We start from the raw sequence: 25,676 nt of genomic DNA, 5'->3' as shown, positions 1-25,676 counted from the left end.
TCCACCTGATGTCCGTCCCCATATGTAGTATTGAGGTCCCGGCGGGCCCCGCTCGCTCGGAAGATGAGTTTCCCCGGGAGAAAGAGAACAGAATGGCGATCACGGTCTACACCAAGCCGTCGTGCGTTCAGTGCACGGCCACCTACCGCGCGCTCGACTCGAAGGGCATCGAGTACGACGTGCTCGACCTGTCGGAGGACCCCGCAGCCCTCGAGCAGGTCAAGTCGCTGGGCTACCTGCAGGCCCCCGTCGTCATCACCGACGAGGACCACTGGTCGGGCTTCCGTCCCGACAAGATCGACGAGCTCGCGTCGCGCCTGGCGTGACACCGCGACAGGCTCACCGACCCCCGTCATGAGCGCTGTCCTGTCGGCGACCACGGCTCCGCTGCTCGTCTACTTCTCGAGCGTGTCGGGAAACACCGCACGTTTCATCGAGAAGCTGGGCATGCGGGCCCTGCGCATCCCCCTTCGGCCGACCGATTCGCCCCTCGTCATCGACGAACCCTTCGTGCTGGTCACCCCCACTTACGGTGGGGGTGCCGGCCGAGGCGTCGAGAAGGGCGCGGTCCCCAAGCAGGTCATCCGCTTCCTCAATGAGGAGCGGAACCGACGACACATCCGTGGAGTCATCTCCGCGGGTAACACGAATTTCGGTGAGGCGTTCTGCCTCGCCGGCGACATCATCAGCCGTAAGTGCGACGTGCCGCACCTGTATCGGCTGGAAGTATTCGGCACGCCCGACGACGTCGAGCGCGTCACCGAAGGATTGGAACGATGGTGGAAGTTGAGCTGACCGACGTGGACTTCAAGACCGAAGCGCGCTTCGAGGGCCTGGATTACCACGCCCTGAACGCGATGCTGAACCTATACGACGCCGACGGCAAGATCCAGTTCGACGCCGACAAGCGCGCTGCGCGGGAGTACTTCCTGCAGCACGTCAACCAGAACACCGTGTTCTTCCACTCCCTCAAAGAGCGTCTCGACTACCTGGTCGAGAAGGAGTACTACGAGCCCAAGGTCCTCGAGAAGTACTCGCTGGAGTTCATCCAGGAGCTCAACGATCGCGCCTACGGCAAGAAGTTCCGCTTCGAGACGTTCCTGGGCGCGTTCAAGTACTACACGAGCTACACGCTCAAGACCTTCGACGGCAAGCGTTACCTTGAGCGCTTCGAAGACCGCGTCGTCATGACGGCCCTCGCGCTCGCCGACGGCGACCAGCGCCTCGCTGTGCAGCTCGTCGACGAGATCATCTCGGGCCGCTTCCAGCCGGCCACTCCGACCTTCCTCAACGCCGGTAAGGCCCAGCGCGGCGAGCTCGTCTCGTGCTTCCTGCTCCGCATCGAAGACAACATGGAGTCGATCGCCCGCGGCATCAACTCGGCGCTGCAGCTGTCGAAGCGCGGCGGCGGTGTCGCCCTGCTCCTGTCGAACATCCGCGAGTCGGGTGCCCCGATCAAGCAGATCGAGAACCAGTCGTCGGGCATCATCCCCGTGATGAAGCTCCTCGAAGACAGCTTCAGCTACGCCAACCAGCTCGGCGCGCGCCAGGGCGCCGGCGCGGTGTACCTCAACGCGCACCACCCCGACATCCTGCGCTTCCTCGACACCAAGCGCGAGAACGCCGACGAGAAGATCCGCATCAAGACGCTGTCGCTGGGTGTCGTCATCCCCGACATCACGTTCGAGCTCGCCAAGAACGGCGAGGACATGTACCTCTTCTCGCCTTACGACGTCGAGCGCGTCTACGGCAAGCCGTTCGGTGACATCTCGGTGACCGAGAAGTACCGCGAGATGGTCGACGACCCGCGCATCAAGAAGACCAAGATCAACGCGCGCGAGTTCTTCCAGACCCTCGCCGAGATCCAGTTCGAGTCGGGCTACCCGTACATCATGTTCGAGGACACGGTGAACAAGGCCAACCCGATCGCCGGTCGCATCAACATGTCGAACCTGTGCTCCGAGATCCTCCAGGTCAACACGCCGACCACGTACAACGAGGACCTCTCGTACGACACCATCGGCAAGGACATCTCCTGCAACCTCGGCTCGATGAACATCGCCCTCGCGATGGACGGCGGCGACCTCGGCCTCACGGTCGAGACCGCGATCCGTGCCCTCACCGCAGTGAGCGTGCAGAGCCACATCGCCTCGGTGCGTTCGATCGAAGACGGAAACGACCGCTCGCACGCCATCGGCCTCGGCCAGATGAACCTGCACGGCTACCTCGCTCGCGAGCACGTCTACTACGGCTCCGAAGAGGGCATCGACTTCACGAACATCTACTTCTACACGGTGCTGTTCCACGCGCTGCGGGCCTCGAACCGGCTGGCGATCGAGCGTGGCACGGCTTTCGACGGCTTCGAGAACTCCACCTACGCGTCGGGGGAGTTCTTCGACAAATACACCGAACAGGTGTGGGCCCCGCAGACCGAGAAGACGAAGCAGCTGTTCGCCGGCATCCAGATCCCCACCCAGGACGACTGGCGCGAGCTGAAGGCTTCGGTGCAGGCGCACGGCATCTACAACCAGAACCTGCAGGCGGTGCCGCCGACCGGTTCGATCTCGTACATCAACAACTCGACGAGCTCGATCCACCCGATCGCGTCGAAGATCGAGATCCGCAAGGAAGGCAAGCTCGGTCGCGTCTACTACCCGGCGCCGTTCATGACGAACGACAACCTGGACTACTACCAGGACGCGTACGAGATCGGCTACGAGAAGGTCATCGACACGTACGCCGCCGCCACGCAGCACGTCGATCAGGGCCTGTCGCTGACGCTGTTCTTCAAGGACACCGTCACCACGCGCGACATCAACAAGGCGCAGATCTACGCGTGGAAGAAGGGCATCAAGACCATCTACTACATCCGCCTGCGTCAGCTGGCGCTCGAGGGCACCGACATGACCGAGTGCGTCTCGTGCATGCTCTGATCCGCTGATCCCGACGATTCCGACAAAGGACACTCATGGCTGAGAAGCTGCAGCTGCTGAACCACGTGCAGGCCATCAACTGGAACCGCATTCAGGACGACAAGGACCTCGAGGTCTGGAACCGTCTGGTGAACAACTTCTGGCTCCCCGAGAAGGTGCCGCTGTCCAACGACATCCAGTCGTGGAACACGCTCACCCCCGAGGAGCAGACCCTCACCATGCGCGTGTTCACGGGGCTCACGCTCCTCGACACGATCCAGGGCACGGTCGGCGCCGTTTCGCTCATCCCCGATGCGATCACGCCGCACGAGGAGGCCGTCTACACGAACATCGCGTTCATGGAGTCGGTGCACGCGAAGAGCTACTCGTCGATCTTCTCGACGCTGTGCTCGACGAAGGAGATCGACGAGGCGTTCCGCTGGTCGACCGAGAACGAGTTCCTTCAGAAGAAGGCGCGCATCGTCATGGACTACTACCGTGGCGACGACCCGCTCAAGCGCAAGGTCGCCTCGACCCTGCTCGAGTCGTTCCTCTTCTACTCAGGCTTCTACCTGCCGATGCACTGGTCGAGCCGCGCGAAGCTCACCAACACGGCCGACCTGATCCGCCTCATCATCCGCGACGAGGCCGTGCACGGCTACTACATCGGCTACAAGTTCCAGCGCGGCCTCGAGACGGTCGACCAGGCTCGTCGCGACGACATCAAGGACTACACGTTCTCGCTGCTCTACGAGCTGTACGACAACGAGGTGGGCTACACCCAGAGCCTCTACGATGCGGTGGGCCTCAGCGAAGACGTGAAGAAGTTCCTCCACTACAACGCCAACAAGGCGCTGATGAACCTCGGCTACGAGGCGATGTTCCCATCGTCGGTGACGAATGTGAACCCCGCGATCCTGTCGGCCCTGTCGCCCAACGCCGACGAGAACCACGACTTCTTCAGTGGGTCGGGCTCCTCGTACGTCATCGGCAAGGCCGAGGCGACCGAGGATGACGACTGGGACTTCTGAGTCCTAGGAGGTCGTGCTCGTGTGTTCGCGTCTCGTTGCGGGGAGGATGATTACGAGTTGTCGTGAGATTGCTAAGACTCCCTCAAGGCACCAGGAGTCAGTCAGATGATATTCAATTCGTCCGCGGCCTTGCGCGGGGTGGGTGTGCCGGACAATATCATCCGCGACTTTCCCCGGCTGCCCCGCGATTTGATGGGACTGCTTATCTACGGCAGTCGGGCACGAGGCGACTCGGTAGAGGGGTCGGATTTAGATGTTCTGGCTCTAGTTCCTTCGTCCCGCCCAAGCAAAACGGTGGGGGACGTAAGCGTCAGTTTCTATACGCCCGCTCAGCTCGCTACGGGTATTGGCACCCTGTTTGGTGCTCATCTTAGCCGCGATGCGAAAATATTGTGGGATCCGTCTCTCGCCTTGCGCACGTGTATCGATGCCATGGGGGAGGTCGACGCGGCGAGATTGTTCGTGCGCACGCGTGCGATGTCTTCGTTATTTACGACGCCGCAAAACGATCTGCCAAAATACCTGGACGGGATGCTGAGGCATGCGCGTTACTTGTTGCGAAGTGGCTTGTATGCCCAGGCAATTCAGGACGGTGAGCCCTGCTTTTCTGTTCGCGAGATCGCGGATCGCAAGCGGGACCTCTCGCTAGCTGATTTGTTGGCGTCGCGGCGCCGAGATAGCGCGTCGCGGGCCGAACTCGACGAATGTCTCTCGCGCCTCTGTGACCTGACCGGCGAATTTCCCGCAAGCAAACACGGTTCTCTAGAGGCAACCGTCGTGAATGAATGGGGCTCGACTGGAGACTTGCTATCAGCAGCCTTCCTCATTCTTGGTTCTTCCGGTGGAGGGTCCGTCTACGCGGAAGTGGAAAAGATTCTACTGTGAAAGAGATCGCATTTGTTGGCGATGTGCACGGATCGCTAAACGCGCTCGAAGGTATCCTTGATGCGCTGCGATCGCGGTCCATCGAGCGAATTGTGTTCCTGGGGGACTATGTCAACAAGGGAATTGATTCCAGGGCGGTCTTGGAGAGGCTCATAACTGAGTCGGCAAATGGTCTGGTTACCCTTCTCCGAGGGAATCACGAAGCAGCATTTCTCGAGGCGCTGGACAGTCGTGATCTGCGGATCTTCCTCAAAATGGGCGGCGCGGCCACAGTTCGTTCGTACGTCGGCGGACATGTTGGGCCGGATGCGATAGGAGCGCTCCTGAACGCTGTCCCGGCGGTCCACATAGACGCTCTTCGGGCGATGCCCATTCGCTTCGCTACCAGGACGCTTGTCGCTCAACACGAGCCGCTTGGACGAGCGCGCCTGCTGAACATTGGTAGGTTCGCCGTCACGGCGCACCGCCCCGTGGGTATTACGCCCAGGATTGGACGCCTATCAGCAGAGATAGACACGGGTTGCAGCGACGAGGGCGGCCGCCTCACATCATTCATGTGGCCGAGCCGCGAGTGCATTCAGATTGGCGCGGATGGAAACGTGGTGGACGTATCGTAGGGTGGGCGCGTCAGCGGACGCCCATCTCCTGAAGCAACCACTCAGCGCGGGCCGCACCGTCCGCGTTACTCATCTTTTCGTTAACTTCTTTACATTTACGCGCGTGCTCTTCGGCTTTCCCAATCTGGCTGTCGGCGCGGTAGCACTGCGCGAGCAAGAGATGAGCGATGGCCACGCCTCGCGTGTTGGCAAACTGACGGTTCAACGCGAGCGCACGGTCGGCGTGCTTGAGGGCAACCTCACTCTTGCTGTCGCGGAGATACACCTGAGCCAGAAGTGTCGCGATGTTGGCGTGAAGTGCCGTCGGTGCAGAATTCTTTACCTTCTCCTCCGCGGCGAGCGCGTGATCGAGCGCGGCGGATAGGTCTCCGTTCGCAACAGCAAGCCGCGCCAGGTTCACAAGCGATTGCGCAACATCCCGCTCTGTTCCGGACGTTTCCCGGATATCAAGCGCTTCGTTGAAGGCGACGGCTGCGTCGTCATATCTCTCCAGCTTTTGTGTAGCGATGCCAAGGTCATCAAGGATTCGACTCCGAATGCGCCTCGTGATGTCGTCATCCTGGGCTAGCAGTGACAGCGCGCTCTCAAGTCTGCCCACCGCGTCATTAAGCTTTCCCTGTCGACGGAGTACTCCGGCCTGTGCTGCCAACGCTTCTGCCATCAGGCTCGAGAAGATTGGAGAGGCGCCTTCTACGCACTGGTCAATGGCATCTTGTGTGACCTGCAGCGCCTCATCCAGTTCGCCCTGTCGTGCCAGCAATTGGGCAAAGGCGAGATTTTCGATTGGACCGCCGAGCGCTGCGGCCTCCTGTAAGCTGGCTCGACCGGGGATGGGTTGTCCGAGTTCCACCAATTTTTCTCCGACCACTCTGAGGCGTGCAGCCTTGAGCATTTCCTTGCCGGTAGAAGAAATGAGATCGATGTGTCGCGGGCTCTTTGCCGCCAATGCCATTTCCTCCCATCCCGTGAGCCTTTCTGCTAGCTTCTCTTTCAGTTCTCGGAGATCGGCGGTGTTCTCGAAGAGCATTGGGTGATCATTGATCATCTGCTGCTTGAGGTTCTTTACGCGCTCCTCGGGCGTGGCGTGCTTCATAAATGAGACCCATACGTCCCTCATGGGTTGATCGCTCTGCCCCAATTCGAGGAGCCCGGTGAATAGCTCTTCCTCGGTGCCCGACGTGTATCCCCACGGGCTCCCAGGCTCCGAGCCCCACCGTTCCTTGAACAGAACAACCATGAAGTGGCTTTCGCTGATCAATTCATTTATTTCTTCTTGAGGGCGCCGAGCCGTTCCTCTGACTTGCTCCCATCCCACGACCTCGAAGTGAGCTCTTGCTCTTGCGCGGTGCCGCCTGTTGTGTTCTTCGACTGTGGTCTTCACCACGAGACGCTCGTCTGCGAGATCGCCCGGGGTGGCCAAAAAGATTCGGAGAGGAAGAGGACTGGTCACGTCACGACTCTATAGCGACGGCACACAATTGCGCCGGGACGTTCGCGAGTTTGTCGCGCGGTTCGAGGGGCCTTCGAGAGTTCTTACGTCCGAGGTCTACTTCAGCGATAGTTATCTCGACCTTCGGCTGGCGCGCGGAGGCCGCGTCAACGATCGGTCGAAGCGTCAGGTCCGCAGGTAAACACATCTCGCGCAGCGTTCGTGAAAGACGTCGTGGTCCTTGACCACCGTCAGCGGCGGTCCAGCGCGCCGGTACCGTCACGCTCCCAATCATCGACTGACCGCACTGACGACCGTCAAGGAATACGCCCTCTGCTCAATGAAGGCCATCGGCGCCGGCGCGAACAGCGACGATAGGCGCACCGCCTCCCAAGCGAGATTTCCTATCGCTATACATCGCGGTTGGCGGCGTGGTTCAACAGTCGCCGCGGCTTCTAACTTAAAGTCGGAGCCCGGCCACACCCGCCCCTCAAGCGTGTCCAACAGCAGCTCGACCGCCGAGCCCTCCATGCCGCGCACCCAGCGCTGCGTATCGGACGCGTGCGACGACACGGTGCGTCCGCGCTCCCCGCGTTCGAGGCGCACGTCGATCTGGCCGCGCGCGACGCTGACCCCGCGCAGCGCGCCCGCGGCGACCATCGCGGCGAGCGGGTCGTGCAGCGCGCAGCGGCGGTCGGGGAACACACGCCCCTCGTAGAAGTCGAGGTAGGCCGGGAGCATCGCGGCCAACGCTCGGGGGAGCGCGCCGGGGATCGCGTCGAGGCGTACGAGGTCGGTGGCATCCGGGGCCTGGGTCATCGTCACGTCGAGGGGGGACGGCGGTGATGTCCCAGTCCTGCGCGAACACGACGGCGGCGATGAACAGTCAGATAGAGACTCACGTCCGGGGCCTGCGAAGGCGGTTAGATTCGGGCGCGGACTGCGGGCGTTCGTCCGAGTGTCACTACCGCTTCAGGGCTCAGGGAACATTGTGATCACCGCGCGATGGGTTCCCGGCATCCGGTCTCTCGCGGTCAGTGGGCGTCGTCGAGCAGGCCGGCGTCGTACGCCAGGATCGCGAGCTGCACGCGATTCTGCACGTTCAGCGCGGTGAACACGCTGCCCAGGTGCGCCTTCACGGTCGACGGCGAGCAGTGCAGCAGTTCGGCGATCTCGGCGTTGGTGTGGCCCGCGCCGACCTCCCGCGCCACCTCCTTCTCGCGCGGGGTGAGCACCGCCAGGCGCGCCCGGGCGGTCTCGCGAATGGCCTCGACGATCTCCAGGGGTGGGGTGTCTTTCACGAGATAGCCGCTCGCGCCGGCCTTCAGCACAGCCAGAACCTGCGCGTCGACGTCGAATGTCGTGAGGGCGAGGACCTGAGGGGGATCGGGGGACCCGCGTGGCGCAGAGCTGACCGGCGGCCGCGGCGCGGGGTGACGTCGAGAAGGGGATGACGTGGCGACCCGGTACCTCGGCCGGGGTCGGGCGGCGAGCCGTCGCGCGGAGTTCATGCGCGACACGCCGCGCGAGCGTCGCCGCGGGCGGCGTTTCGGCGCTCGACTCCGCGTGAGGGTACGGCCGGCGACCGGCCTGGAGCGGGAGGTCGGAGAAACTCAGCCCGGCCACACCCGCCGCTCGAGGCGGTCCAGCAGCAGCTCGACCGCCGAGCCCTCCATGCCGCGCACCCAGCGCTGCGTATCGGACGCGTGCGACGACACGGTGCGACCGCGTTCGCCGCGTTCGAGGCGCACGTCGATGCGTCCGCGGGCGACGCTGACCCCGCGCAGCGATCCCGCGGCGACCATCGCGGCGAGCGGGTCGTGCAGTGCGCAGCGGCGGTCGGGGAACACGCGGCCCTCGTAGAAGTCGAGGTAGGCCGGGAGCATCGCGGCCAACGCGCGGGGGAGAGCGCCGGGGATCGCGTCGAGGCGCACGAGGTCGGTGGCATCCAGGGTCTGCGTCATCGTCACGTCGAGGGGGACGACGGTGATGTCCCAGTCCTGCGCGAACACGACGGCGGCGGCCTCGGGGTCGTTGTGGATGTTGGCTTCGGCCCACGCGGTCACGTTGCCCGAGTGCGAGAACGCGCCTCCCATGATCACGAGCCGATCGAGAGCGGCCACCCCGGGGGTCTCGGCGTACGCGGCGAGGTTCGTGAGAGGTCCGAGGGCGAGCACGGTGAGATCCGGATGCCGCTGGGCCAGGTGATCGATGAGCTCGACGGCCGCGCGGGCGTCATGTGCGCGGGCGGCGGCCGTCAGCGCGATCCCGCCGACCCCGTCCGCGCCGTGGACGTGCGGGGCCCCGCCGGCGTACTCACGCCCGCGGAAGTCGTGCGCTCCGATCGCAACGGGGATGTCGTCCACCCCGGCGAGCTCGAACAGCGAGAGGGTGTTGGCGGCCGCGCGGGCGGCATGCGTGTTCCCCGACACCGTCGTGACGCCCACGATCTCGACGTTCGGCTCGGCCAGCAGGTACGCCAGGGCGAGGGCGTCGTCGATGCCGGTGTCACAGTCGACGAGGATCGGGCGGCGGGTCATACGGATGCTCCGTACGCGTCGAGGGGTTCGAGGGCGGGTTGCGACGCGTCGTCGGCGACGGCCGCGGCTCCCACGGCGCAGGCGCGTGCGAGGGCGTCGGCCTCGGCGTCACCGCGCAGGAGTCCGCACACGAGCGCCGCGCAGAAGGCGTCGCCCGCTCCGACGGTGTTGCGGACGGTCGTGCGCACTCCTTCCGCCGAGGCGACGACCTCGCCGTGGCGGTACAGGCGGGCGCCGTCGGCGCCGAGCGTCACGCAGAGCAGCGGAGCGTCGTGCACCTCGGGGAGCTGCGCGTACTCCGTCTCGTTCACGATGACGAGGTCCGAGCGCTCGAGGACCCCGGGGGGCAGCGGCCGCGCGGGAGCGGCGTTCAGTGCGAGGTAGCCCGCGGTCTCCGCGGCGGCCGAGACGACGGCATCCGAAACCTCCAACTGCATCAGCACCGCGGCGCCGCTCTCGATGCCGAGTGCGCCCGGGTCGATCGCCGCGTTCGCGCCGGCGCACACGACGATCGAGTTCTCGCCGGTCGCATCGACGACGATGAGCGCGGTGCCGGTGGCGGCCTCGGTGGTCTGCACGCCCGAGGCGTCGATGCCCACGGCGGCCAGCTGATCCCGGATGCCGCGCCCGTCGAGGTCATCGCCAACCGCGCCGACCATCCGCACCTGGGCGCCCAGTCGGGCGGCCGCGACGGCCTGATTCGCGCCCTTCCCGCCCGGTCCGCGCTGGAGCACCCCGTCCGCGACGGTCTCTCCTGCGGCCGGAGCACGCTCGACGCGCGCGGTGAGGTCGACGTTGATCGCGCCGACGACGGTGAGATGGGGGACGGCAGAAGACGGGCTCACGAGGACCCAGCATGTCACGGCCCGCCGACATCGCCGGCGACGCGGGCGGGTGACACGCGTGCGCGACATGACGGCGCGAGTGCGCGACGATGTTCGCATGACCTTCGACGACGCCCTCCGCGACCTCGAGCGCGCCCTGGATGCCATGGGCCACGGCGATCCGCGCCCGTTCGCGTCGCTGTGGACACGGACCGACGACGCCACCCTCATGGGCGGGTTCGGGACGCACGCGACGACCGCCGCCGACGTCGCGGCCACCCTCGAGGTCGTGGCGCGCCGCTTCCGCGGCGGAACCCTCGTGCCCGAGTACGACCGCGTGCTCGTCGGCGACGACTGGGCGATGACCGCGGGGCGCGAGAGCGGTGTGCTGTCGGTCGACGGCGCCGAGCCGCGGGCGTTCGTCGTCCGCGTCACGCACGTCTGGCGCCGCGAAGACGGCGCCTGGCGCATCGTTCACCGGCACGGCGACCACACCACGACGCCGGTCTGAGTGCGGCGCGCCCCGGCCCGATCAGTGCAGCAGCAGCTTCGCCACGATCAGCAGCCCGGCGATGACCGCGGCGCCGACGGCGGTGAGGATCACCACGATCGGCGAGTAGCCGCGAAGGCGCGCGCCGGTCGTCGCCACGGCGACGAGATAGGCCATCGCCACGCCGACGCCCCACAGCAGAGCGGTCGGAAGGTCGACGCCCGTCGCCACGAGCACCACGACGACGATCAGGGGAAGGAAGGTGACCGACACCATCGGCGCGCTCACCGCGAGGTGGTGTCGGACGATCGACGACGGGCGCTTCGCCGAGACGTCGCCGAGCGAGTAGGCGAAGACATGGGTCGCGAAGTAGACGACGTTCGTCAGCGCGACGACGAGGATCACGTCGCTCAGATCGGCGTCGCCGAGACCGATGAGAGTGGATGCCGAGACCAGGGCGCCGTAGCATCCCGCACTGATCCGCTCGGCGGCATCGGTTCCGAGACGGCGGGCGTTTTCGGCATCCATGGGGTCAGTTTGCCGGGGAACGGCGCCTGAGCCCCGCCGACACGATCGCCACCACGGTTCCGACGGCGACGCCGATGACCGTCTCGAGCACGCGATCGCGCAGCAGCAGGTCGGGCGTGACCGGTGAGGCGAGCGAGACCATGAGGAGCGCGAGCGGAGTGATGAAGATCATCGCGATGCCGTAGTTGCGGCCCACGAACAGCTCGGCGCCGGCCTGCAGGGCGACGGCGACGACGATCACGAGCCACGGCGGCAGGTCGAGGGCGAGGAGTCCGGCCGCGATCAGCACGCCGAGGAGCGTTCCGACCAAGCGCTGCACACCTCGGATGAGACGGGCCGTCACGTGCGCACCGCCGACCGCGGCGACCGCGCCGACCATGGCCCAGTACCAGTGCGTGCCGATCAACAGCGCGCCCGCGATGCCGGCGAGCAGAGCCGCGACGCCGACCGTCGCCGTCATCTCCCACGCGACGGGACCGATCGGCGGGCGCGTGCGCTCGGGGCGTCGCCACGACGCGCGGCGGCCGAGCGCGAATGCCGTCGTGACGACGAGGCTCCAGACGACGCTCGCGCCGCCGACGAGCAGCACGAGGCCGAAGGTCGCCGCCGTCGCGGGAAAGCTCGCCGTCGCCCCCGCAGCGAACACCGCGAACAGGGCCCCCGGCGGGTGCCAGCGCTTGCGGTACGCGAACAGGGTCACCGCGGCCGCCAGCACGGCGACGACCGCGACGCTCGCGAGCGCGGGCGTCGCGAGGAACGACAGGAGCGTCCCGACGAGCATCGATCCGACGAGGACGGCGCCGGCGGTCGCCTGCATCCCGACGCGCGTGCGCGGGCGGTCGGCGCGGCCGTACAGCGCGGCGAACGCGCCGAAGCTCGCGTACACGCTGAGATCGAGGCGGCCGATCAGAAGAAGGACGAGAAGGGGAGCACCGACGCTGATCACGGCCCGCAGCGCGACGCGATGATCGCCCTGTCGCGGCCCCACCCGGATGACCCCGGTCCACACGCGCCCCCGGGATTCCGCCATCCCTCCAGCCTACGCGCCCCCCATAGGGCGCTCGGATCCGCCTCCGCGGCGGGCTGGGCGAAACTCCTGAGATAACGGGGCTGTGGCACCTCGGGGCGCCGTGGCACGCCCAGCGCTCCCGAATGCTCAGGAGTTTGGCCCGGGCGCGGTGCGGCCATCCCGCCCCGCGTCGTCAAGTCCCTGGCATCCGGTCGCCGATCTGATGGGGTGGAGGAATGGACACCGAGCGAGAGAAGCGCCCCATCGAACCCGGTCCCGAGCCCGACACGTCGACCGCGGCCGAGGCCGACAGGTCGGACCCGTCGCTCGAGGAGGACGACCAGCCCACCGAGTGAGCGTCGTTCGACGTCGAGGAGACCCGGGATGCCGCGGCCTCGGGTTCCGTAGGGTGGAAAACCCCGACCCTGCCCGAGGAGAGACGTGTTCCGCACGCCCCTGACCCTGTTCCGCACGCTCGCGATCGCCGAAGCGGTCTCGTGGACCCTGTTGATCGGCGGGCTCATCCTGCGGGCGACCGCCGACCTCCCGATCGCGGTGAGCATCGGAGGCGGTATCCACGGGTTCGTGTTCCTCGCCTACGGCGCGACGGCGGTGCTCGTGGCGCTGAACCAGCGATGGGGATTCGTCCCGGCGGCCGTCGCGATCGTCAGCGCCGTGATCCCGTACGCGACGATTCCGACTGAGGTGTGGCTGCAGCGGTCGGGACGGCTCCGCGGCGGGTGGCGGCTCGACGACAGCGGCGACCCGCGCGACAGGCGTCCGATCGACCGAGCGCTGCGGTTCTTCCTGCGCCGGCCGTGGGTGCTCGGGCTCGTCCTCGTCGCCGTCGTCGCGCTCGTCTTCGTCGTGCTGCTGGTCGTCGGCCCTCCCGGCGGTAAGGGCTGACGTCCGCCTCAGCGCACCCCGATGCGCGCGGGAGCCGACGAGAGCGAGCAGGCCGCCACGGCCGTCTCGACGGTTCCCGAGATCGTGACGACCGCGAGACCGGTGCCGACGTACGTCACCATCCCCTCGCTCGCGGGCGTCGAGCCGGTCGGCCCCGAGAAGCGGTGCACCGTGGTTCCCGCCCGTCCCGAGACCGAGACGGTCAGGTCCACGCCGTCGATCGGACCGGTCTCCGAAGACGCTCTCCACTCGACCGCCGCGACGCCCCGGCCCCAGCTCATCGCCGTCAGGGTGAGCGCGCCGCACTCCTCGCCACCGACCGCTTCGGTGCGCAGTGCGACCCCCGGCGGGGTGGTGTTGGCTGCGCACACGGCGATGCCGTGACGGCGCGCGTACTCGCGGCCGCTCGCGTCCACGCGCGAACAGTCGGCGAAGAGCGGGGTCGTGACCGTGGTGCCGAGCGGGTCGGAGTAGGCGGCGACAGCGGCCGTGGCGGGCGCGCCGATCGCGAGGAGGACCGTCAGGGACGCGGCGGCGCCGAGCATCCCGATGACACGACGTCGCATGGCGCCTCCTCGCGCTGATGACGAGAATCTACGCCGTCCGGGTCGACACCGTCACCGTGAACTTGCGATCGCGGGCGACCTGCCGGGTCGGCCCGACGAGACGCTCGAGGGCGGGCCGGTACTGCAGCGCGGAGTTCCACACCGTCCAGAGTTCGCCGCCCGGACGGAGCACACGTGCCGCCTCGGCGAACATGCGCGGGGCGATGCCCTCGGTGACCGCTGCTCCCGAGTGGAACGGCGGGTTGAGCGCGATGAACGACGCAGTGTCGTCGGGCCGGCTTCGCAGCATGTCGTCGCGCACCACGGTGACCCGGTCGGCGACGCCGTTGGCCTCGGCCGTCGCGCGCGCCGACTCGACCGCGATCGCGGACTGGTCGCACGCGAGAACCCGGAGGGAGGGATGCCGTGTCGCCAGGGTCGCGGCGACGATGCCGGTGCCGCACGCGAGGTCGATAGCCTCCGCGTCGCGCGGCTCGGGGAGGTGGGCCAGGAGAAGCCGGGTGCCGATGTCGAGCGACGCCCCGGCGAACGCGCCGCCGAACGCGCGGATCTCGAGTCCGTCGATCCGCGCCCTCTCCGGTTCGGGGTCGGCGCCGTCGTGCGGCCCGCGGGCGATGAGGACGCGCGACTTCTGTCGGGCGTGCGAGACGTCGACCCGCTCGAACCGTTCGCGGAGCACGTCGTTCATCGTCAGGGTCATGTGCTTCAGCCGCCCGCCCGCGAAGACGACCACGTCCGGGTGGGCGTATCGGGCGATGAGCCCTGTGATGTCGTGCAGCTCACGCAGCGCCCGCGGCAGACGCAGCAGCACGACGCGCGCGTTCTCGAGGAGGGCGGCATCCCGGGCGTGCGAGGTGAACGATCCGGTGAGCTGCGTCGTCTCGGCGTTCGCCGCGAGGGCCTGTTCGCCGGTGAGCTCGTCCTGATGTACCCGGATGCCGCGCGCTCCGGCAGCGGCCGAGGCCAGGGTGAGTGCCCCGTAGGCGTCGCCGATCACGACGAGCTGTCCGTCCGCGAGACACGCACGGGCCTCGGCGGACTCGTCGAGGATCAGCCGGTCGGCCGCGTCCACGGCGAGCAGGTCGGGTGCCTCGAGATCGGGCCAGCGGCGGAGGGCATCGAGTGAGAACGGCACTCGGACACGGTACCCGGCGCGCGACCTCGCCGACGGCGGCGGACCGGCGAACCGAGCCGGGAGCAGAACGTCAGGACCGGCGGTTCGCGGCGGCCGCGGCGGCGGCCAGGTCGGCGAGTACCGGCGGCACATCGTCCTGCGGGACGACCGCCTGGATGAGCGTCAGCCCCTCCGATCGCCGCGCCGCGGCGAGTGCGTCGCTGAGAGCCCCGACGGTGTCGACGCGCACACCGACGTTCGTACCGGCGGGATCCATCGCGCCGAGGAGCGCGGTCCAATCCCACGTCGCGATGTCGTTGTACTCCTCGTGCAGGCCGTGGATCACGCGCTCGACCGTGTAGCCGCCGTTGTCGACCACGACGATGACCGCCGGCACGCCGTGGCGCACGAGCGTACCGAGCTCGGCGCTCGTGAGCTGGGCGGCGCCGTCGCCGATCAGCAGCACCGGGCGCCGCTCGGGTCGGGCGAGCGCGGCACCGAGGATCGCCGGCAGCGTGAAACCGATCGCGGCCCACAGCGGCTGACCACCGAACACGACGCCGTGGGGCAGGCGTTCTCCGGCCATGCCGTAGAACGACGTGCCCTGGTCGGCGAGCACGGTGTCGCCGTCGCGGAGGAAGGCGGCCACCTCGTGCCACAGCGCCGACTGCGACAGCGCGTCACCCGCTTCGGCGGGCGGTCGCGGAGCGACGGGCGGGGCTCCCGCATCGACCGCGAAGCGACCGGGGAGCGCGGCGAGTTCGTCGGCGACGGCGTCGAGGGCGTCCCGCATCGCGAGCGGGCGGAAGTCGTCGTCGCCGATGCGCGCGTGCTCGCCGCGGATCTCGATCGTGCGCGCCGGGTCGATGTGCTGCGAGAAGAACCCGCTCGTCAGATCGGTGAACTGCACGCCCGCCATGACGAGCACGTCGGCTTCTTCGATGCCCGCGCGGACGGCGGGAGCACTCGCCGCACCGAGGTAGGGACCGAGATACCCGGATGCCGACTCGTCGACGACGCGGCGGCCCCACAGCAACGAGGCGTGCGGCACTCCGCTCTCGAGGACGCGGTGCAGGTGGTCTTCGGCGTCGAGGCGCGCGACGAGGATGTCGGCGAGGACGGCGGCGGAGTCGGCCACGGCCAGCCGAGCGGCGACCGCATCGCGGAACCGGGTGAGCACCGCGGGGTCGGTGACGGTGTCGGGGGAGGGGAGCGGCTCGGACGGAGGGTCGACGGGCGTCTCGCCGATGTCAGCGGGGATCAGCAGGTATCCCGGTAGGCGCCGATGGCGCACCTCGGTGACGAGGCGGTCGATCTGGGCCGTGGCATCCGTCGCCGTCAGCACTTCTTGAGCGGCGGTGACCTCGGCGGTCATGCGGGCGAAGTGGCCGAAGTCGCCGTCGCCGAGGGAGTGGTGGCTCGCCCGCCCGGCTGCCTGCACCGCGGTGGTGGGAGCGCCGACGACGTGCAGGACCGGGACGTGCTCGGCGTAACTGCCGGCGACCGCACTGATGGCGGAGAGTTCGCCGACGCCGAAGGTCGTGCTGAGGGCGCCGAGGCCGTGGAGGCGCGCGTAGCCGTCGGCGGCGTAGCCCGCGCCGAGCTCGTTGGCGCATCCGACCCATTCGATGAGCGGGTGCCGCTCGACGTGGTCGAGGAAGGCGAGCGTGAAATCGCCTGGGACGCCGAAGAAGTGCCGTACTCCCGATTCGGCCAGTCGATCGAGGAGGTAGTCGGCCACGGTATAGGTCGTCATGGCCGATGCTCCCGGTTTACCGCGTGCCGAAGTGGAAGGGCAGCGCCAACGATGCCGCGACGAGGAGGATGCCGAGGGCGAAGAACAGCGCGGGCGCCGCGAGCGAGAACGAGAGGCCGGTGAGCAGCATGCCCCCGACGAACAGGATGAGCGAGACGATGAACATGAGGATCCCTTCGGTCGCTCCAGGCTACCGTGCCGGGTCGGCGGGTCGTGCCTCGGGCTCGACCGCGTCGCGGGACGGTTTCTCGCCGAGCGCGGCGTGCGCCCAGAGCGTGCTCCCCGCCACGGCCGCCGGCATGATCGCGACCGCGCCGAGCGGGACGAGGAAGCAGATCTGGGTCGCGACGCCGAACCCGAGGGCCTTCGCGCGGTGCTCGCGAAGGAGGGTGCGTCGCGCCCGGCGGTCGAGGCCACGGGCCGAGAGCGCGCGGGAGGTGAGTTCGTCGGCGAGGAGCCAGCCGGTCAGCAGGAGGCCGACGACACCCCCGAGCACGCCTCCGACGAGGGGGATGAGCCCGAGCAGCCACGCGAGAAGAGCGACCAGGATGCCACGGAGCACCAGCCGCGCGCTGTCGCCCACTCCCCGCCAGAAGCCGTACTCGACGTTCGGCACCGCGCCGAGGGCGGAGCGCTCGGTCGCGCGCCAGATCCGGTCGTAGATCGGCTCGCCGACCGTCAGAGTCACGGCGGTGAACGAGACGGCGAAGAGGAACAGCACCGCACCGAACGACGCGACCCCGATTGCCACGCGGAGGGCGGCGGCCCAGAACGGTTCCCATCCGTCGGCGAACGGCGTCCAGTCGTCGACGAGGCTCGGAAGCCAGAAGCCCCACCCCACGAGCGCGGCGCCGAACGCCAGGCCGACGACGGCACCGGGGATGAGCCCGAGTGCCATCGCGCCGGGCGTGCGGCGCCACTGGCCGAGACCGCGGAGCAGGAGGCCGGCGCCGGCGAGGAATTCGCGCATGCCGACGAGTCTGGCAGACCCCTCCGACACGGGTCGGGCTGCGCCGACGGTCGGGGTGGTCGGGCATGCGCGCCCCCGGGCTCGTCGTGTCGGGGGTCGATGCCAGGATGTGGGCATGCGGATCCGCACGACGTCGACCCAGCGCACCTATCGATACGTGCGGTTGTCGATCGTGGCGGCGACCCTCGTTCTGGCGGTGTCCGTGGGGCTCGAGGTCGCGAGGGCGGGTGTGCTTTCCTCGATCAGCGCTGCGTTCTACACACCGGCAGGCCATCTCTTCGTGGGGAGCCTGTGCGCGATCGCGTTGGCGCTCCTCGTCCTCTCCGGGCGCAGCATCGAGCAGGGACTCCTCGACGTGGCGGCGGTGTTCGCTCTCGTCGTCGCGCTGGTGCCCACGCCGATCTCCGACGCTTCCTGCGAGGGCGCCGCGGTGTGCGTGCCGGGTGCGGCGGTCGCCGGAGTGATCAACAACGGCGTGTCGGTGGCATCCCTCTCCGTCGTCGTCCTGATCTCCGCCGCGGTCCTCGCGCGCACGCAGGGGTCCGCGGGGTGGGGGACCGTCGTGACGCTGGTCGGGATCGCGCTGATCGTCGTCGGATTCGTGTCGTGGGCTCTCGCCGACTTCCCGACGTTCCTCCGCGGTGCGCACAACGTCGCTGCCGTCGGGTTCTTCTCGGTGATCGGTGTGGTCGCCGCCGTGTCGGCGTGGCGGCCCCAACGCGCCGCGCGTCGCTTCCGGATGCTGTACGCCGTGGTCGCGGTCGGCATCCTGGGGGTGCTGATCGCCCTGGTCGCGGTGCTGGTCGCCGGAAGAGCGGCGACGGCGACCGTGGGGGGTGTGCCGGCGATCTTCCTCGGGGAGTCTGTCGTGGTGGTGCTGTTCGCGGTGTTCTGGCTCGTGCAGACGGTCGAATTCTGGGACGCCCCCGATCCCGCGCTGCGCGCGTGAGATTGCCGGGAATAACCTCGGAACCACGTCGTTGAAGTTGATACATAGCCGCTCAAGTCTCAAACTTGAGTGAGCTTGACTCATGTATCACAGGAGACATTCGTGCCCGAAGACTTCACCCCCGACGCCGGGGACAACGGCGCCCAGTCGTTCGACGAGTTCCTCGCCCGCTACCTCGCGGGGGAGCGCGCCCGCGCCGAACGGTCCATCGACCTCAGCAGGTTCCTGAGCGCCCGCACGCAAGAGGCGTTGCAGGCGGCGGGCCGGTACGCACTCGGTCGGGGCCAGCGCGAGCTCGACGCCCTTCACGTGCTCCACGTCCTCGTGGGGCAGTCGCCCGCGCGCGAGGCCGTGTCGCGCCTCGGCGCCGACCCGGTCGCGATCGCCCGCGCCGCCGAGAGCCGGCTCCCGGCGGCCGGTCCCGCTGCCGACGTCGACGGGGCCGTCGTCGCCGGTTCCGTCCAGCGCGCGCTGTTCCACGCCTTCCAGGTCGCGCGGGCCGCAGGATCCACCTACGTCGACCCCGACCACCTCTTCTTCGCGCTCGTGCTGGCGCAGGACGCGCCCGCCGGGCAGATCCTCGCGCAGGCCGGTGTCACGGCCGAGGCCCTGACCCAGGGCGTGCGCGAGACCGTCGTGGGCGGCGAGCCGACTTCCGCGCCCGAGCAGACGGCATCCACGACCCCGAATCTCGACCGCTTCGGCACCGATCTGACCGCCCTCGCGACGGCGGGCGAGCTCGACCCGGTCATCGGCCGGTCCGACGAGATCGAGCAGACGATCGAGATCCTCAGCCGCCGGACGAAGAACAACCCGGTCCTGATCGGCGAGGCCGGCGTCGGAAAGACCGCGATCGTCGAGGGACTGGCTCGTGCGATCGTCGCCGATGAGGTTCCCGATCAGCTCCGCGGCACCCGCGTGGTCTCGATCGACCTCGCGGCGATGCTCGCCGGCGCACGTTATCGCGGCGACTTCGAGGAGCGTCTGACGCAGACGATGGAGGAGATCGCGGCATCCGAAAAGCTCGTCGTCTTCATCGACGAGGTGCACACCCTCGTCGGCGCGGGCGGCAGCGGCGACGGATCGATGGACGCGGGCAATATCCTCAAGCCGCGTCTCGCGCGCGGCGACGTGCGTCTCATCGGCGCGACCACGCTGCGTGAGTACCGCACGATCGAGAAGGACCCCGCTCTCGAGCGGCGTCTGCAGCCGGTGCGCGTGGGCGAGCCTTCGCTGACGGATGCCGTGGAGATCCTCCGCGGTCTGCGTTCGGCGTACGAGGAGCACCACGCCGTCACCTACACCGACGACGCGCTGCGCGCCGCCGTCGAGCTGAGCGACCGGTACCTTCCCGACCGCGTGCTCCCTGACAAGGCGATCGACCTCATCGACCAGGCCGGAGCGCGCCTGCGTCTGAAGCTCGGGGTCTCGGTCGACACCTCGTCGCTGTTGGAGCGGCTCGCCACTCTCGAGGCGGAGAAGAACGCCGCCGTCTCAGCCGAGCACTACGAGGAGGCCTCGCGCCTGCGCGACGAGATGGCCGCCGTGCAGGCCCGGCTCGACGAGGCGACGCGTGGCCCCCGGGTCGCGGCCGTGGTCGACGAGCCCGAGATCGCCGCGGTGATCAGCCGGTCCACCGGCATCCCGGTCGCCCGACTGACGGCGACCGAACGCGGACGCCTTTCGCAGCTCGAGAACGAGTTGCACGCCCGGGTCATCGGGCAGGACGACGCCGTCACCGCGGTCGCCAGGGCCGTGCGCCGCAACCGCACGGGCATGGGAGACGAGAACCGTCCCGTCGGTTCGTTCCTCTTCCTCGGCCCCACGGGCGTCGGCAAGACCGAGCTCGCGAAGGCCCTCGCGGGGTCGCTCTTCGACGACGACGGTGCCGTGATCCGTTTCGACATGAGCGAGTTCGGCGAGCGCCACACCGTGTCGCGCCTCGTCGGTGCCCCTCCCGGATACGTCGGCTACGACGAGGCGGGTCAACTCACCGAGCGCGTCCGGCGCAACCCTTACGCGGTCGTGCTGTTCGACGAGATCGAGAAGGCTCACCCCGACGTGTTCACCCTGCTGCTGCAGGTGCTCGACGACGGACGCCTGACCGACGGCCAGGGACGCACGGTCGACTTCCGCAACACGGTGATCGTGATGACCTCGAACCTGGGCGCCGAGATCCTGGCATCCCGATCCGGGGCGATCGGGTTCACCACGACGGGACGCGAGTTCGAAGCCTCGGACCTCCGCGACCGGGTGATGGGCAAGCTGCGCGAGGCGATGCGGCCCGAGTTCCTCAACCGCATCGACGACATCGTCCTGTTCCAGAAGCTCGAGAAGAAGCAGCTGCGCGAGATCGTCCGGCTGCTGCTGGGCGCGTCCGCGCGGCGGCTCGCCTCGCGTGAGGTGGTTCTGGAGGTCACCGAGGCCGCCGTCGACCGTCTCGCCGACGTCGGGTACGAGCCCGAGTACGGCGCGCGGCCCCTGCGCCGGCTCATCCAGCGCGAGGTCGACGACCGCATCGCCGACCTCTTCGTCTCGGGTGAGCTGAGCGACGGGGGAGCGGTGACGGTGGATGCCGACGCCTCGGGCTTCGTCGTCCGCGCGGCGTCGGCGGCTCTCGCGGCGTAGGGCCGTCGGGCTCCAGGCCCTCGGAACCTTCGGGTTCCGGGGGCCTTTCGCGTGTTCGGGGGATATCCGCGGGACGGTACGGGGTGGTCGGTGGTCGGTGGCCGAGGTCGGGGGTGGGCGGCCGAGGTCGGGGGTGGGCGGCCGAGGTCGGGGGTGGGCGGCCGTCGGGTCGGGGCCGGCGTGGGCCGTGCCGTCGCGCGGAGTTCGGGGGTGACACTCCGGTGGGGGCGGTGTCGGGGCGGCGTGTCGGTCGTGATCTCCGCCGGAGGGTACGCGGCAGGCCGTGAGAGGGCGGCCGGCGGGCCGGCGTGGGGCCGTGCCGCCGCGCGGAGTTCGGGGGCGACACGCCGGTGGGGGTGGGCCGGTGTGGGCGTGTTGCCGGTGATCTCCGCCGGACGGTACGCGGTAGCACGTGGGCCCCCAGCAGATCGGCCCACCGGATGCCACGACCCTCGCCCGATGTCGGAGGTTCGGGGCAGAGTAGAGGGATGAGTCGTATCGGCACGATCTTCAGCCCCTACCCCCACCCGCCCGAGCAGCTGCGCGACGCCGCGCGCGCGGCGGAAGACGCCGGCATCGAGGAGCTGTGGCTGTGGGAAGACTGCTTCCGCTCCTCCGCTTGGGCCGCCGCAGCCGCCGCCCTGGCCGTCACCGATCACCTGCGCATCGGCGTCGGGATCGCGCCGTTGCCCCTCCGCAACGTCGCCGCCTCGGCGATGGAGGTCGCGACGATCGAGCGCATGTTCCCCGGGCGGCTCCTCCCCGGTTTCGGACACGGCGTACAGGACTGGATGCGTCAGGTCGGGGCGAAGGCCGCCTCGCCGCTCACGCTCATGCAGGAGCAGCTCCCCGCCCTCCGCTCGTTGCTCGCGGGCGACACGGTCAGCGCCGAGGGGAGGTACGTTCGACTGCGCGAGGTCGCCCTCGACTGGCCGCCCGCCGAGGCTCCGCTCGTCTACGCGGCGGCCGAGGGGCCGAAGACGCTGGCTCTCGCCGGTGCCGTCGCCGACGGTGTCATCCTCGACAGCCGGCACACGGTCGACGAGATCGCCGAGGCCGTCGGCGTGGTGCGGGCGGGGCGAGCGGATGCCGGTCGCGACGGCCGCACCGACGTCGTCGCCTACGTGCTCACGGCCTTCGGTCCCGACGCCCGCGAACGGGCAATCGCCGCGGCGGGTGACCGACCCGATGCCGGGGATCGGGTGCTCGCCGGCTCGGTGTCGGAGGTCGCCGACGGCGTCTCCCGGTTCCAGGCCGCGGGTGTCGACGACGTCGTGCTGCTTCCGACCGATGAGGTCGACCTCGCGGCCTTCTACGCCGCGGTCGGTCAGGTGGCGATCGCTGTCCCGAACGCCGGAGGGGTGTCATGACCCGCGGTATCGTCTCGCTCGGACTCGCGGGAGCGCTCGGCCCCGACGCCATCGCGCGCATCGCCCCCGAGGTCGAGAGAGCCGGGTTCCACGCGCTCTGGATCAACGACACCCCCGACGGCGACGCTCTTGCCGCGCTCGCCGCGGCGGCGACGGTGACCGAGCGCCTGCACCTCGCCACGGGAGTCGTGCCCGTCGACCGTCGACCCGGTGACGAGATCGCCGCGGAGGTGGCATCCCTCGGTCTTCCCCTCGACCGGTTGACGCTGGGCATCGGGTCCGGCGTGGCGAAAGAGGGGGCACTGGCACGCGTCAGAGACGCGATCGAGGTGCTGCACGGCGCGGGCATGCCGCGTGTGCTCGTCGGCGCGCTCGGCCCGAAAATGCGCCGCACCGGCGTCGAGCGGGCCGAGGGGGTGCTTCTCAACTGGGTGCCGCCGGTCGAGGCACGCGCGCAGACCGAGGTCCTTCACGAGGTCGCACCGGCCGCCCATGTCGCCGTTTACGTGAGAACGGCGATCGTTCCCGGCGCCCGAGCACGCCTCGCCGCCGAGACCGAGCGATACGCGTCGTTCCCGAACTACGCCGCGAATTTCGCGCGGATGGGGGTGGATGCCGCCGACACGACGATCCGCGACGTCACCGAGCTGAGCGGTGCACTCGAGGCGTACACCGCGGTGACCGACGAGGTCGTGCTCCGCGCGATCGTGCCGGAAGACACGGTGGAGGCCTACGTCGATTTCGTGCGGCGGACGGCACCTTCGCCGAGCTGACGGGAGGGGGCGCCGCCGATCCGTCTTCGCGCGGGCCGACGGCGACAGTCGTCGCACGGTTCTCGCGCCGGCCGATCCGTGCCTGTCGGCGTGCCACGGCGGTGGCTGCGGGACCCCGCGCGGATGTTCGCCGCGCCTCGCGCCGTAGCATGGGCCCATGCGGCGACTTCCGGTGACCCTCGTGACGATCGCGGCCGCTGCGGCGCTGCTCTCCGCCTGCACCGGTGCGCCGGCGGCCGGGGACGCTCCGACAGGGAACGCCGCGGCGGCCTCGGTCGGCCCACCGCCCGCCACGGAGTCGAACCTCGGTTCGGAGCCCGCTCCGACGCCCGCGTCCACGCCGGACGCCGCCTCGATCGCCCAAGCCGATGCGTGGCTCGGCGCGATCGCACTGCCCGCGGGGGCGGTGCGCACGGACGACAACACCCGGTTGTACACGTCGTTCGCCGGATGGATCTGCGCCCCCATCGCGGGGCGTCACGGGGAATGGCTCGTCCCGAACACCGGTGTGGACGAGACGATCGAATGGATTCGTGATAACCCGCCCGCCGGTCTCAAGGCCACGACCGGGGGCGGCTCATTCGGCGATGCCCCGCCGCCGACCTCCGCCACCGTCGCCTTCACCCCGGAAGACCTCTCCCAGCAGGGCGTCCTCTTCCGAGTGGATCGGAGAGGTTCCAGCGTCGCGGTGCAAGCCGACGTCGTCGCGCTCGGCTCGACCTCGGTGTGCCCGACGCCCGATCCCGGCACCAGCTTCGGTCTTCCCGGTCAGGGCTGATCCGGCGCGGATGGGACTTCGATTCAGCAGCGTCGGCACACGCGGTCGCACTCGTCGAGCGCGAGCTGCCGGGGAGGAAGGACTTCTCGCACCGTCCTGACGCAGGGGCTACCGGACCATCCTCAGGGTTCGGGGGATCGGCCCGAACGTCGATACGGCGCCGTCGGGGCGGAACCCGTTGCGTCGGTAGAACGCCTCAGCACGCGGATTGTCCGCCGCGACCCAGAGCGATGCGTGCCGGTCTGCGATCACAGCGTCGAGCAGCGCCTGCCCGGCACCGTTGCCGTGCGCCGACGAGAGGACGTAGAGCGCCGTCACTTCCTCGGGACGCACGGCCTCGGGCTCGGGCGTCCGTTGCGCGGCGGCGAAGCCGATAATCTCGCCGTCGGCCACCGCGACCATCGGGGGTGTGGCGGTGTCTTCGAGGGCAGTCGTCCACATCTCGATCCGACGCTCGACGGCGAACCAGGGGTTCATTTCGGGGTCGTCGACGAACTTGCCGTAGGTCTCGCGCCAGGACCTCGCGTGCACGCGGGCGATGGCCGTGGCATCCTCAGGGGTGGCCGGACGGATGACGACGACCTGCGGCCCCACCCCGGCGTCCGCGATCACTCGATCGATCCAGTCCCTGCGGGGGAGCGCGGCGATCTCGTCGCGCGCGAACCACCCCACCTCGAGAAGCTCGTCCTGGTCGGCGACGGCCGCGCTCAGCAGCTCGCAGTCGTAGGCGGTGGTCACGTATCCGACCTGATCGCCGTTCGGGTAGGTGACCATCATGGGTTCCCCACCATAAACGCCGACGATCGCGCGGATGCGCACGGCGGCTCCGGTTTCTTCGCCGACCTCGCGGTGCAGGGCCTCGGCCGGCTCTTCGCCGGGTTCCACCGCTCCGCCCATCAGGCTCCACAGCCCGGAGTGACGGTGGCGGGCCAGGAGGAACCGATCCCGGTCCCGGATCACCGCGGTCACTCCCGGCAGGAGCAGTAGGTCGGTTCCGATGCGCGAGCGGATCGAGGCGATGTAGTCCGAGACGGGCATGCGGCGAGTTTAGGGAACGCGACGCACGCCGCACGCCGACAACGCTCGCGCGACCGGCCCTCGACCGCGTCGTGAGTGAAAGACTGACCGGATGCCACGCCCCCGAGGTCTCACCATCCGCTCCGTCGCGCGCGGCGGCCTGGCCCTGCTCCTGGTCGGCGCCGGCGTCAGCCACCTGACGTGGGGTCGTCGCGGCTACCGCATCGTCGTGCCCGGCTGGGCGACGAGAATGCTCCACACCGACAAGGACGCCATCGTCGTGGCATCCGGAGCGGCCGAAGTGCTCCTCGGCACCGCGCTCATCGCGCTCCCGCGAGAACGCGGACGAGTCGGCGCGGCGATCGCCGCGTTCTTCGTCGCGGTGTTCCCCGGCAACGTGCACCAGTGGCGCACGGGTCGATCGGCACCCGGCCTGAACACCGATCGCGCGCGGTTCGTCCGGCTCTTCCTGCAGGTCCCGCTCGTGGCGTGGGCCTGGTGGGCGACGCGTCGGCGCTGACGTCGCGCCGAGTTCCGCTCTCGCCGCGGGACGCTCCGCGCCCCGCCCCGCCGCCCTCCACCCG

27 protein-coding genes are annotated in these 25,676 nt (G+C 68.9%); 14 read left to right on the top strand and 13 right to left on the bottom strand.

What is annotated here, in order from left to right; genetic code table 11:
• Nucleotides 1-92: 92 nt before the first annotated feature.
• From nrdH to AB0O24_RS01500, 6 genes are all read left to right on the top strand, one after another.
• The gene (gene nrdH / locus AB0O24_RS01525) at nt 93-326 is read left to right on the top strand and encodes a glutaredoxin-like protein NrdH (RefSeq protein ID WP_058595077.1); all 234 of its coding nucleotides are present in this window, start codon (nt 93-95) and stop codon (nt 324-326) included.
• A 28-nt stretch (nt 327-354) separates the two neighbouring features.
• Nucleotides 355-795, top strand: coding sequence for a class Ib ribonucleoside-diphosphate reductase assembly flavoprotein NrdI (gene nrdI, locus AB0O24_RS01520; protein WP_275799734.1), 441 nt, complete (start codon nt 355-357; stop codon nt 793-795).
• Nucleotides 777-2,933, top strand: coding sequence for a class 1b ribonucleoside-diphosphate reductase subunit alpha (nrdE, locus tag AB0O24_RS01515; protein WP_275799735.1), 2,157 nt, complete (start codon nt 777-779; stop codon nt 2,931-2,933). Before nrdI ends, nrdE begins: the two co-directional genes overlap by 19 nt.
• A gap of 35 nt (nt 2,934-2,968) precedes the next feature.
• On the top strand, nt 2,969-3,943 hold the full coding sequence (gene nrdF, locus AB0O24_RS01510) for a class 1b ribonucleoside-diphosphate reductase subunit beta (RefSeq protein WP_013585931.1): 975 nt from the start codon (nt 2,969-2,971) through the stop codon (nt 3,941-3,943).
• Nucleotides 3,944-4,048: 105 nt separating this feature from the next.
• On the top strand, nt 4,049-4,828 hold the full coding sequence (locus tag AB0O24_RS01505; RefSeq protein ID WP_363372025.1) for a nucleotidyltransferase domain-containing protein: 780 nt from the start codon (nt 4,049-4,051) through the stop codon (nt 4,826-4,828).
• Entirely contained in the window at nt 4,825-5,445 is a 621-nt protein-coding gene (locus AB0O24_RS01500; RefSeq protein WP_363372022.1) for a metallophosphoesterase, read from the top strand. The genes AB0O24_RS01505 and AB0O24_RS01500 overlap by 4 nt, the downstream gene beginning before the upstream one ends.
• Before the next feature lie 10 nt (nt 5,446-5,455).
• On the opposite strand, the gene AB0O24_RS01495 is transcribed toward AB0O24_RS01500, so the two are convergent.
• The 5 genes from AB0O24_RS01495 to AB0O24_RS01475 all read right to left on the bottom strand — a co-directional run bounded on the left by AB0O24_RS01495 (nt 5,456) and on the right by AB0O24_RS01475 (nt 10,259).
• Nucleotides 5,456-6,895 (bottom strand): tetratricopeptide repeat protein, encoded by a 1,440-nt coding sequence (locus AB0O24_RS01495; RefSeq protein ID WP_363372019.1) that lies wholly within the window; start codon nt 6,893-6,895, stop codon nt 5,456-5,458.
• 270 nt (nt 6,896-7,165) lie between these two features.
• Entirely contained in the window at nt 7,166-7,699 is a 534-nt protein-coding gene (locus AB0O24_RS01490; protein ID WP_363372016.1) for a hypothetical protein, read from the bottom strand.
• A 209-nt stretch (nt 7,700-7,908) separates the two neighbouring features.
• Nucleotides 7,909-8,205 carry a response regulator transcription factor gene (locus AB0O24_RS01485; RefSeq protein WP_363372013.1) on the bottom strand — a complete coding sequence of 99 codons (297 nt, stop codon included), beginning with the start codon at nt 8,203-8,205 and terminating at the stop codon, nt 7,909-7,911.
• Nucleotides 8,206-8,487: 282 nt separating this feature from the next.
• Nucleotides 8,488-9,414 carry a nucleoside hydrolase gene (locus AB0O24_RS01480; RefSeq protein WP_275799738.1) on the bottom strand — a complete coding sequence of 309 codons (927 nt, stop codon included), beginning with the start codon at nt 9,412-9,414 and terminating at the stop codon, nt 8,488-8,490.
• Nucleotides 9,411-10,259 (bottom strand): ribokinase, encoded by an 849-nt coding sequence (locus tag AB0O24_RS01475; RefSeq protein ID WP_275799739.1) that lies wholly within the window; start codon nt 10,257-10,259, stop codon nt 9,411-9,413. Before AB0O24_RS01475 ends, AB0O24_RS01480 begins: the two co-directional genes overlap by 4 nt.
• 97 nt (nt 10,260-10,356) lie before the next feature.
• On the opposite strand from AB0O24_RS01475, the gene AB0O24_RS01470 reads away from it, so the two are divergent.
• Entirely contained in the window at nt 10,357-10,749 is a 393-nt protein-coding gene (locus AB0O24_RS01470; RefSeq protein WP_275799740.1) for a nuclear transport factor 2 family protein, read from the top strand.
• 21 nt (nt 10,750-10,770) lie between these two features.
• Here the strand turns inward: AB0O24_RS01470 and AB0O24_RS01465 are convergent, their stop codons facing one another.
• Nucleotides 10,771-11,256: a hypothetical protein gene (locus tag AB0O24_RS01465; RefSeq protein WP_275799741.1), complete on the bottom strand. Its 486-nt coding sequence runs from the start codon at nt 11,254-11,256 to the stop codon at nt 10,771-10,773.
• Nucleotides 11,257-11,260: 4 nt separating this feature from the next.
• Entirely contained in the window at nt 11,261-12,286 is a 1,026-nt protein-coding gene (locus AB0O24_RS01460; RefSeq protein ID WP_275799742.1) for an FUSC family protein, read from the bottom strand.
• Between the two features lie 420 nt (nt 12,287-12,706).
• Here AB0O24_RS01460 and AB0O24_RS01455 point away from each other — a divergent pair, with 420 nt between their 5' ends.
• Entirely contained in the window at nt 12,707-13,171 is a 465-nt protein-coding gene (locus AB0O24_RS01455) for a DUF3817 domain-containing protein (RefSeq protein ID WP_275799743.1), read from the top strand.
• Between the two features lie 8 nt (nt 13,172-13,179).
• Here AB0O24_RS01455 and AB0O24_RS01450 read toward each other — a convergent pair whose 3' ends face one another.
• The 5 genes from AB0O24_RS01450 to AB0O24_RS01430 form a co-directional block, all read right to left on the bottom strand.
• Nucleotides 13,180-13,737: a hypothetical protein gene (locus AB0O24_RS01450; protein ID WP_275799744.1), complete on the bottom strand. Its 558-nt coding sequence runs from the start codon at nt 13,735-13,737 to the stop codon at nt 13,180-13,182.
• A gap of 28 nt (nt 13,738-13,765) precedes the next feature.
• Nucleotides 13,766-14,872, bottom strand: coding sequence for a class I SAM-dependent methyltransferase (locus AB0O24_RS01445; protein ID WP_275799745.1), 1,107 nt, complete (start codon nt 14,870-14,872; stop codon nt 13,766-13,768).
• A 70-nt stretch (nt 14,873-14,942) separates the two neighbouring features.
• Nucleotides 14,943-16,607: a thiamine pyrophosphate-binding protein gene (locus AB0O24_RS01440; protein WP_363372007.1), complete on the bottom strand. Its 1,665-nt coding sequence runs from the start codon at nt 16,605-16,607 to the stop codon at nt 14,943-14,945.
• Between the two features lie 16 nt (nt 16,608-16,623).
• On the bottom strand, nt 16,624-16,773 hold the full coding sequence (locus AB0O24_RS01435; protein ID WP_166671746.1) for a hypothetical protein: 150 nt from the start codon (nt 16,771-16,773) through the stop codon (nt 16,624-16,626).
• A 24-nt stretch (nt 16,774-16,797) separates the two neighbouring features.
• The gene (locus tag AB0O24_RS01430; protein ID WP_363372005.1) at nt 16,798-17,577 is read right to left on the bottom strand and encodes an EI24 domain-containing protein; all 780 of its coding nucleotides are present in this window, start codon (nt 17,575-17,577) and stop codon (nt 16,798-16,800) included.
• 115 nt (nt 17,578-17,692) lie between these two features.
• Here AB0O24_RS01430 and AB0O24_RS01425 point away from each other — a divergent pair, with 115 nt between their 5' ends.
• From AB0O24_RS01425 to AB0O24_RS01405, 5 genes are all read left to right on the top strand, one after another.
• On the top strand, nt 17,693-18,526 hold the full coding sequence (locus AB0O24_RS01425) for a hypothetical protein (protein ID WP_275799748.1): 834 nt from the start codon (nt 17,693-17,695) through the stop codon (nt 18,524-18,526).
• A gap of 102 nt (nt 18,527-18,628) precedes the next feature.
• The gene (locus AB0O24_RS01420; RefSeq protein ID WP_363372002.1) at nt 18,629-21,154 is read left to right on the top strand and encodes an ATP-dependent Clp protease ATP-binding subunit; all 2,526 of its coding nucleotides are present in this window, start codon (nt 18,629-18,631) and stop codon (nt 21,152-21,154) included.
• 488 nt (nt 21,155-21,642) lie between these two features.
• Nucleotides 21,643-22,524, top strand: a complete 882-nt coding sequence (locus AB0O24_RS01415) for an LLM class flavin-dependent oxidoreductase (RefSeq protein ID WP_363371999.1) — start codon at nt 21,643-21,645, stop codon at nt 22,522-22,524.
• A complete protein-coding gene (locus AB0O24_RS01410; protein ID WP_363371997.1) occupies nt 22,521-23,297 on the top strand; it encodes an LLM class flavin-dependent oxidoreductase in 777 nt (258 codons plus the stop codon). The genes AB0O24_RS01415 and AB0O24_RS01410 overlap by 4 nt, the downstream gene beginning before the upstream one ends.
• A gap of 157 nt (nt 23,298-23,454) precedes the next feature.
• Nucleotides 23,455-24,075, top strand: coding sequence for a hypothetical protein (locus AB0O24_RS01405; protein ID WP_275799753.1), 621 nt, complete (start codon nt 23,455-23,457; stop codon nt 24,073-24,075).
• 108 nt (nt 24,076-24,183) lie between these two features.
• Here the strand turns inward: AB0O24_RS01405 and AB0O24_RS01400 are convergent, their stop codons facing one another.
• Nucleotides 24,184-25,113 carry a GNAT family N-acetyltransferase gene (locus tag AB0O24_RS01400; protein ID WP_363371993.1) on the bottom strand — a complete coding sequence of 310 codons (930 nt, stop codon included), beginning with the start codon at nt 25,111-25,113 and terminating at the stop codon, nt 24,184-24,186.
• Between the two features lie 91 nt (nt 25,114-25,204).
• Between AB0O24_RS01400 and AB0O24_RS01395 the strand changes: the two genes are divergently transcribed.
• Complete coding sequence (locus AB0O24_RS01395) at nt 25,205-25,612, top strand: hypothetical protein (RefSeq protein ID WP_081319288.1); 408 nt, start codon at nt 25,205-25,207, stop codon at nt 25,610-25,612.
• The last annotated feature ends 64 nt before the right edge of the window (nt 25,613-25,676 follow it).

It is taken from the genome of Microbacterium sp. NPDC086615 (assembly GCF_040686055.1).
Lineage (GTDB): Bacteria > Actinomycetota > Actinomycetes > Actinomycetales > Microbacteriaceae > Microbacterium.
Note: the sequence above shows the minus strand (reverse complement) of the source record. Positions and strands in the feature narration are given on the sequence as shown.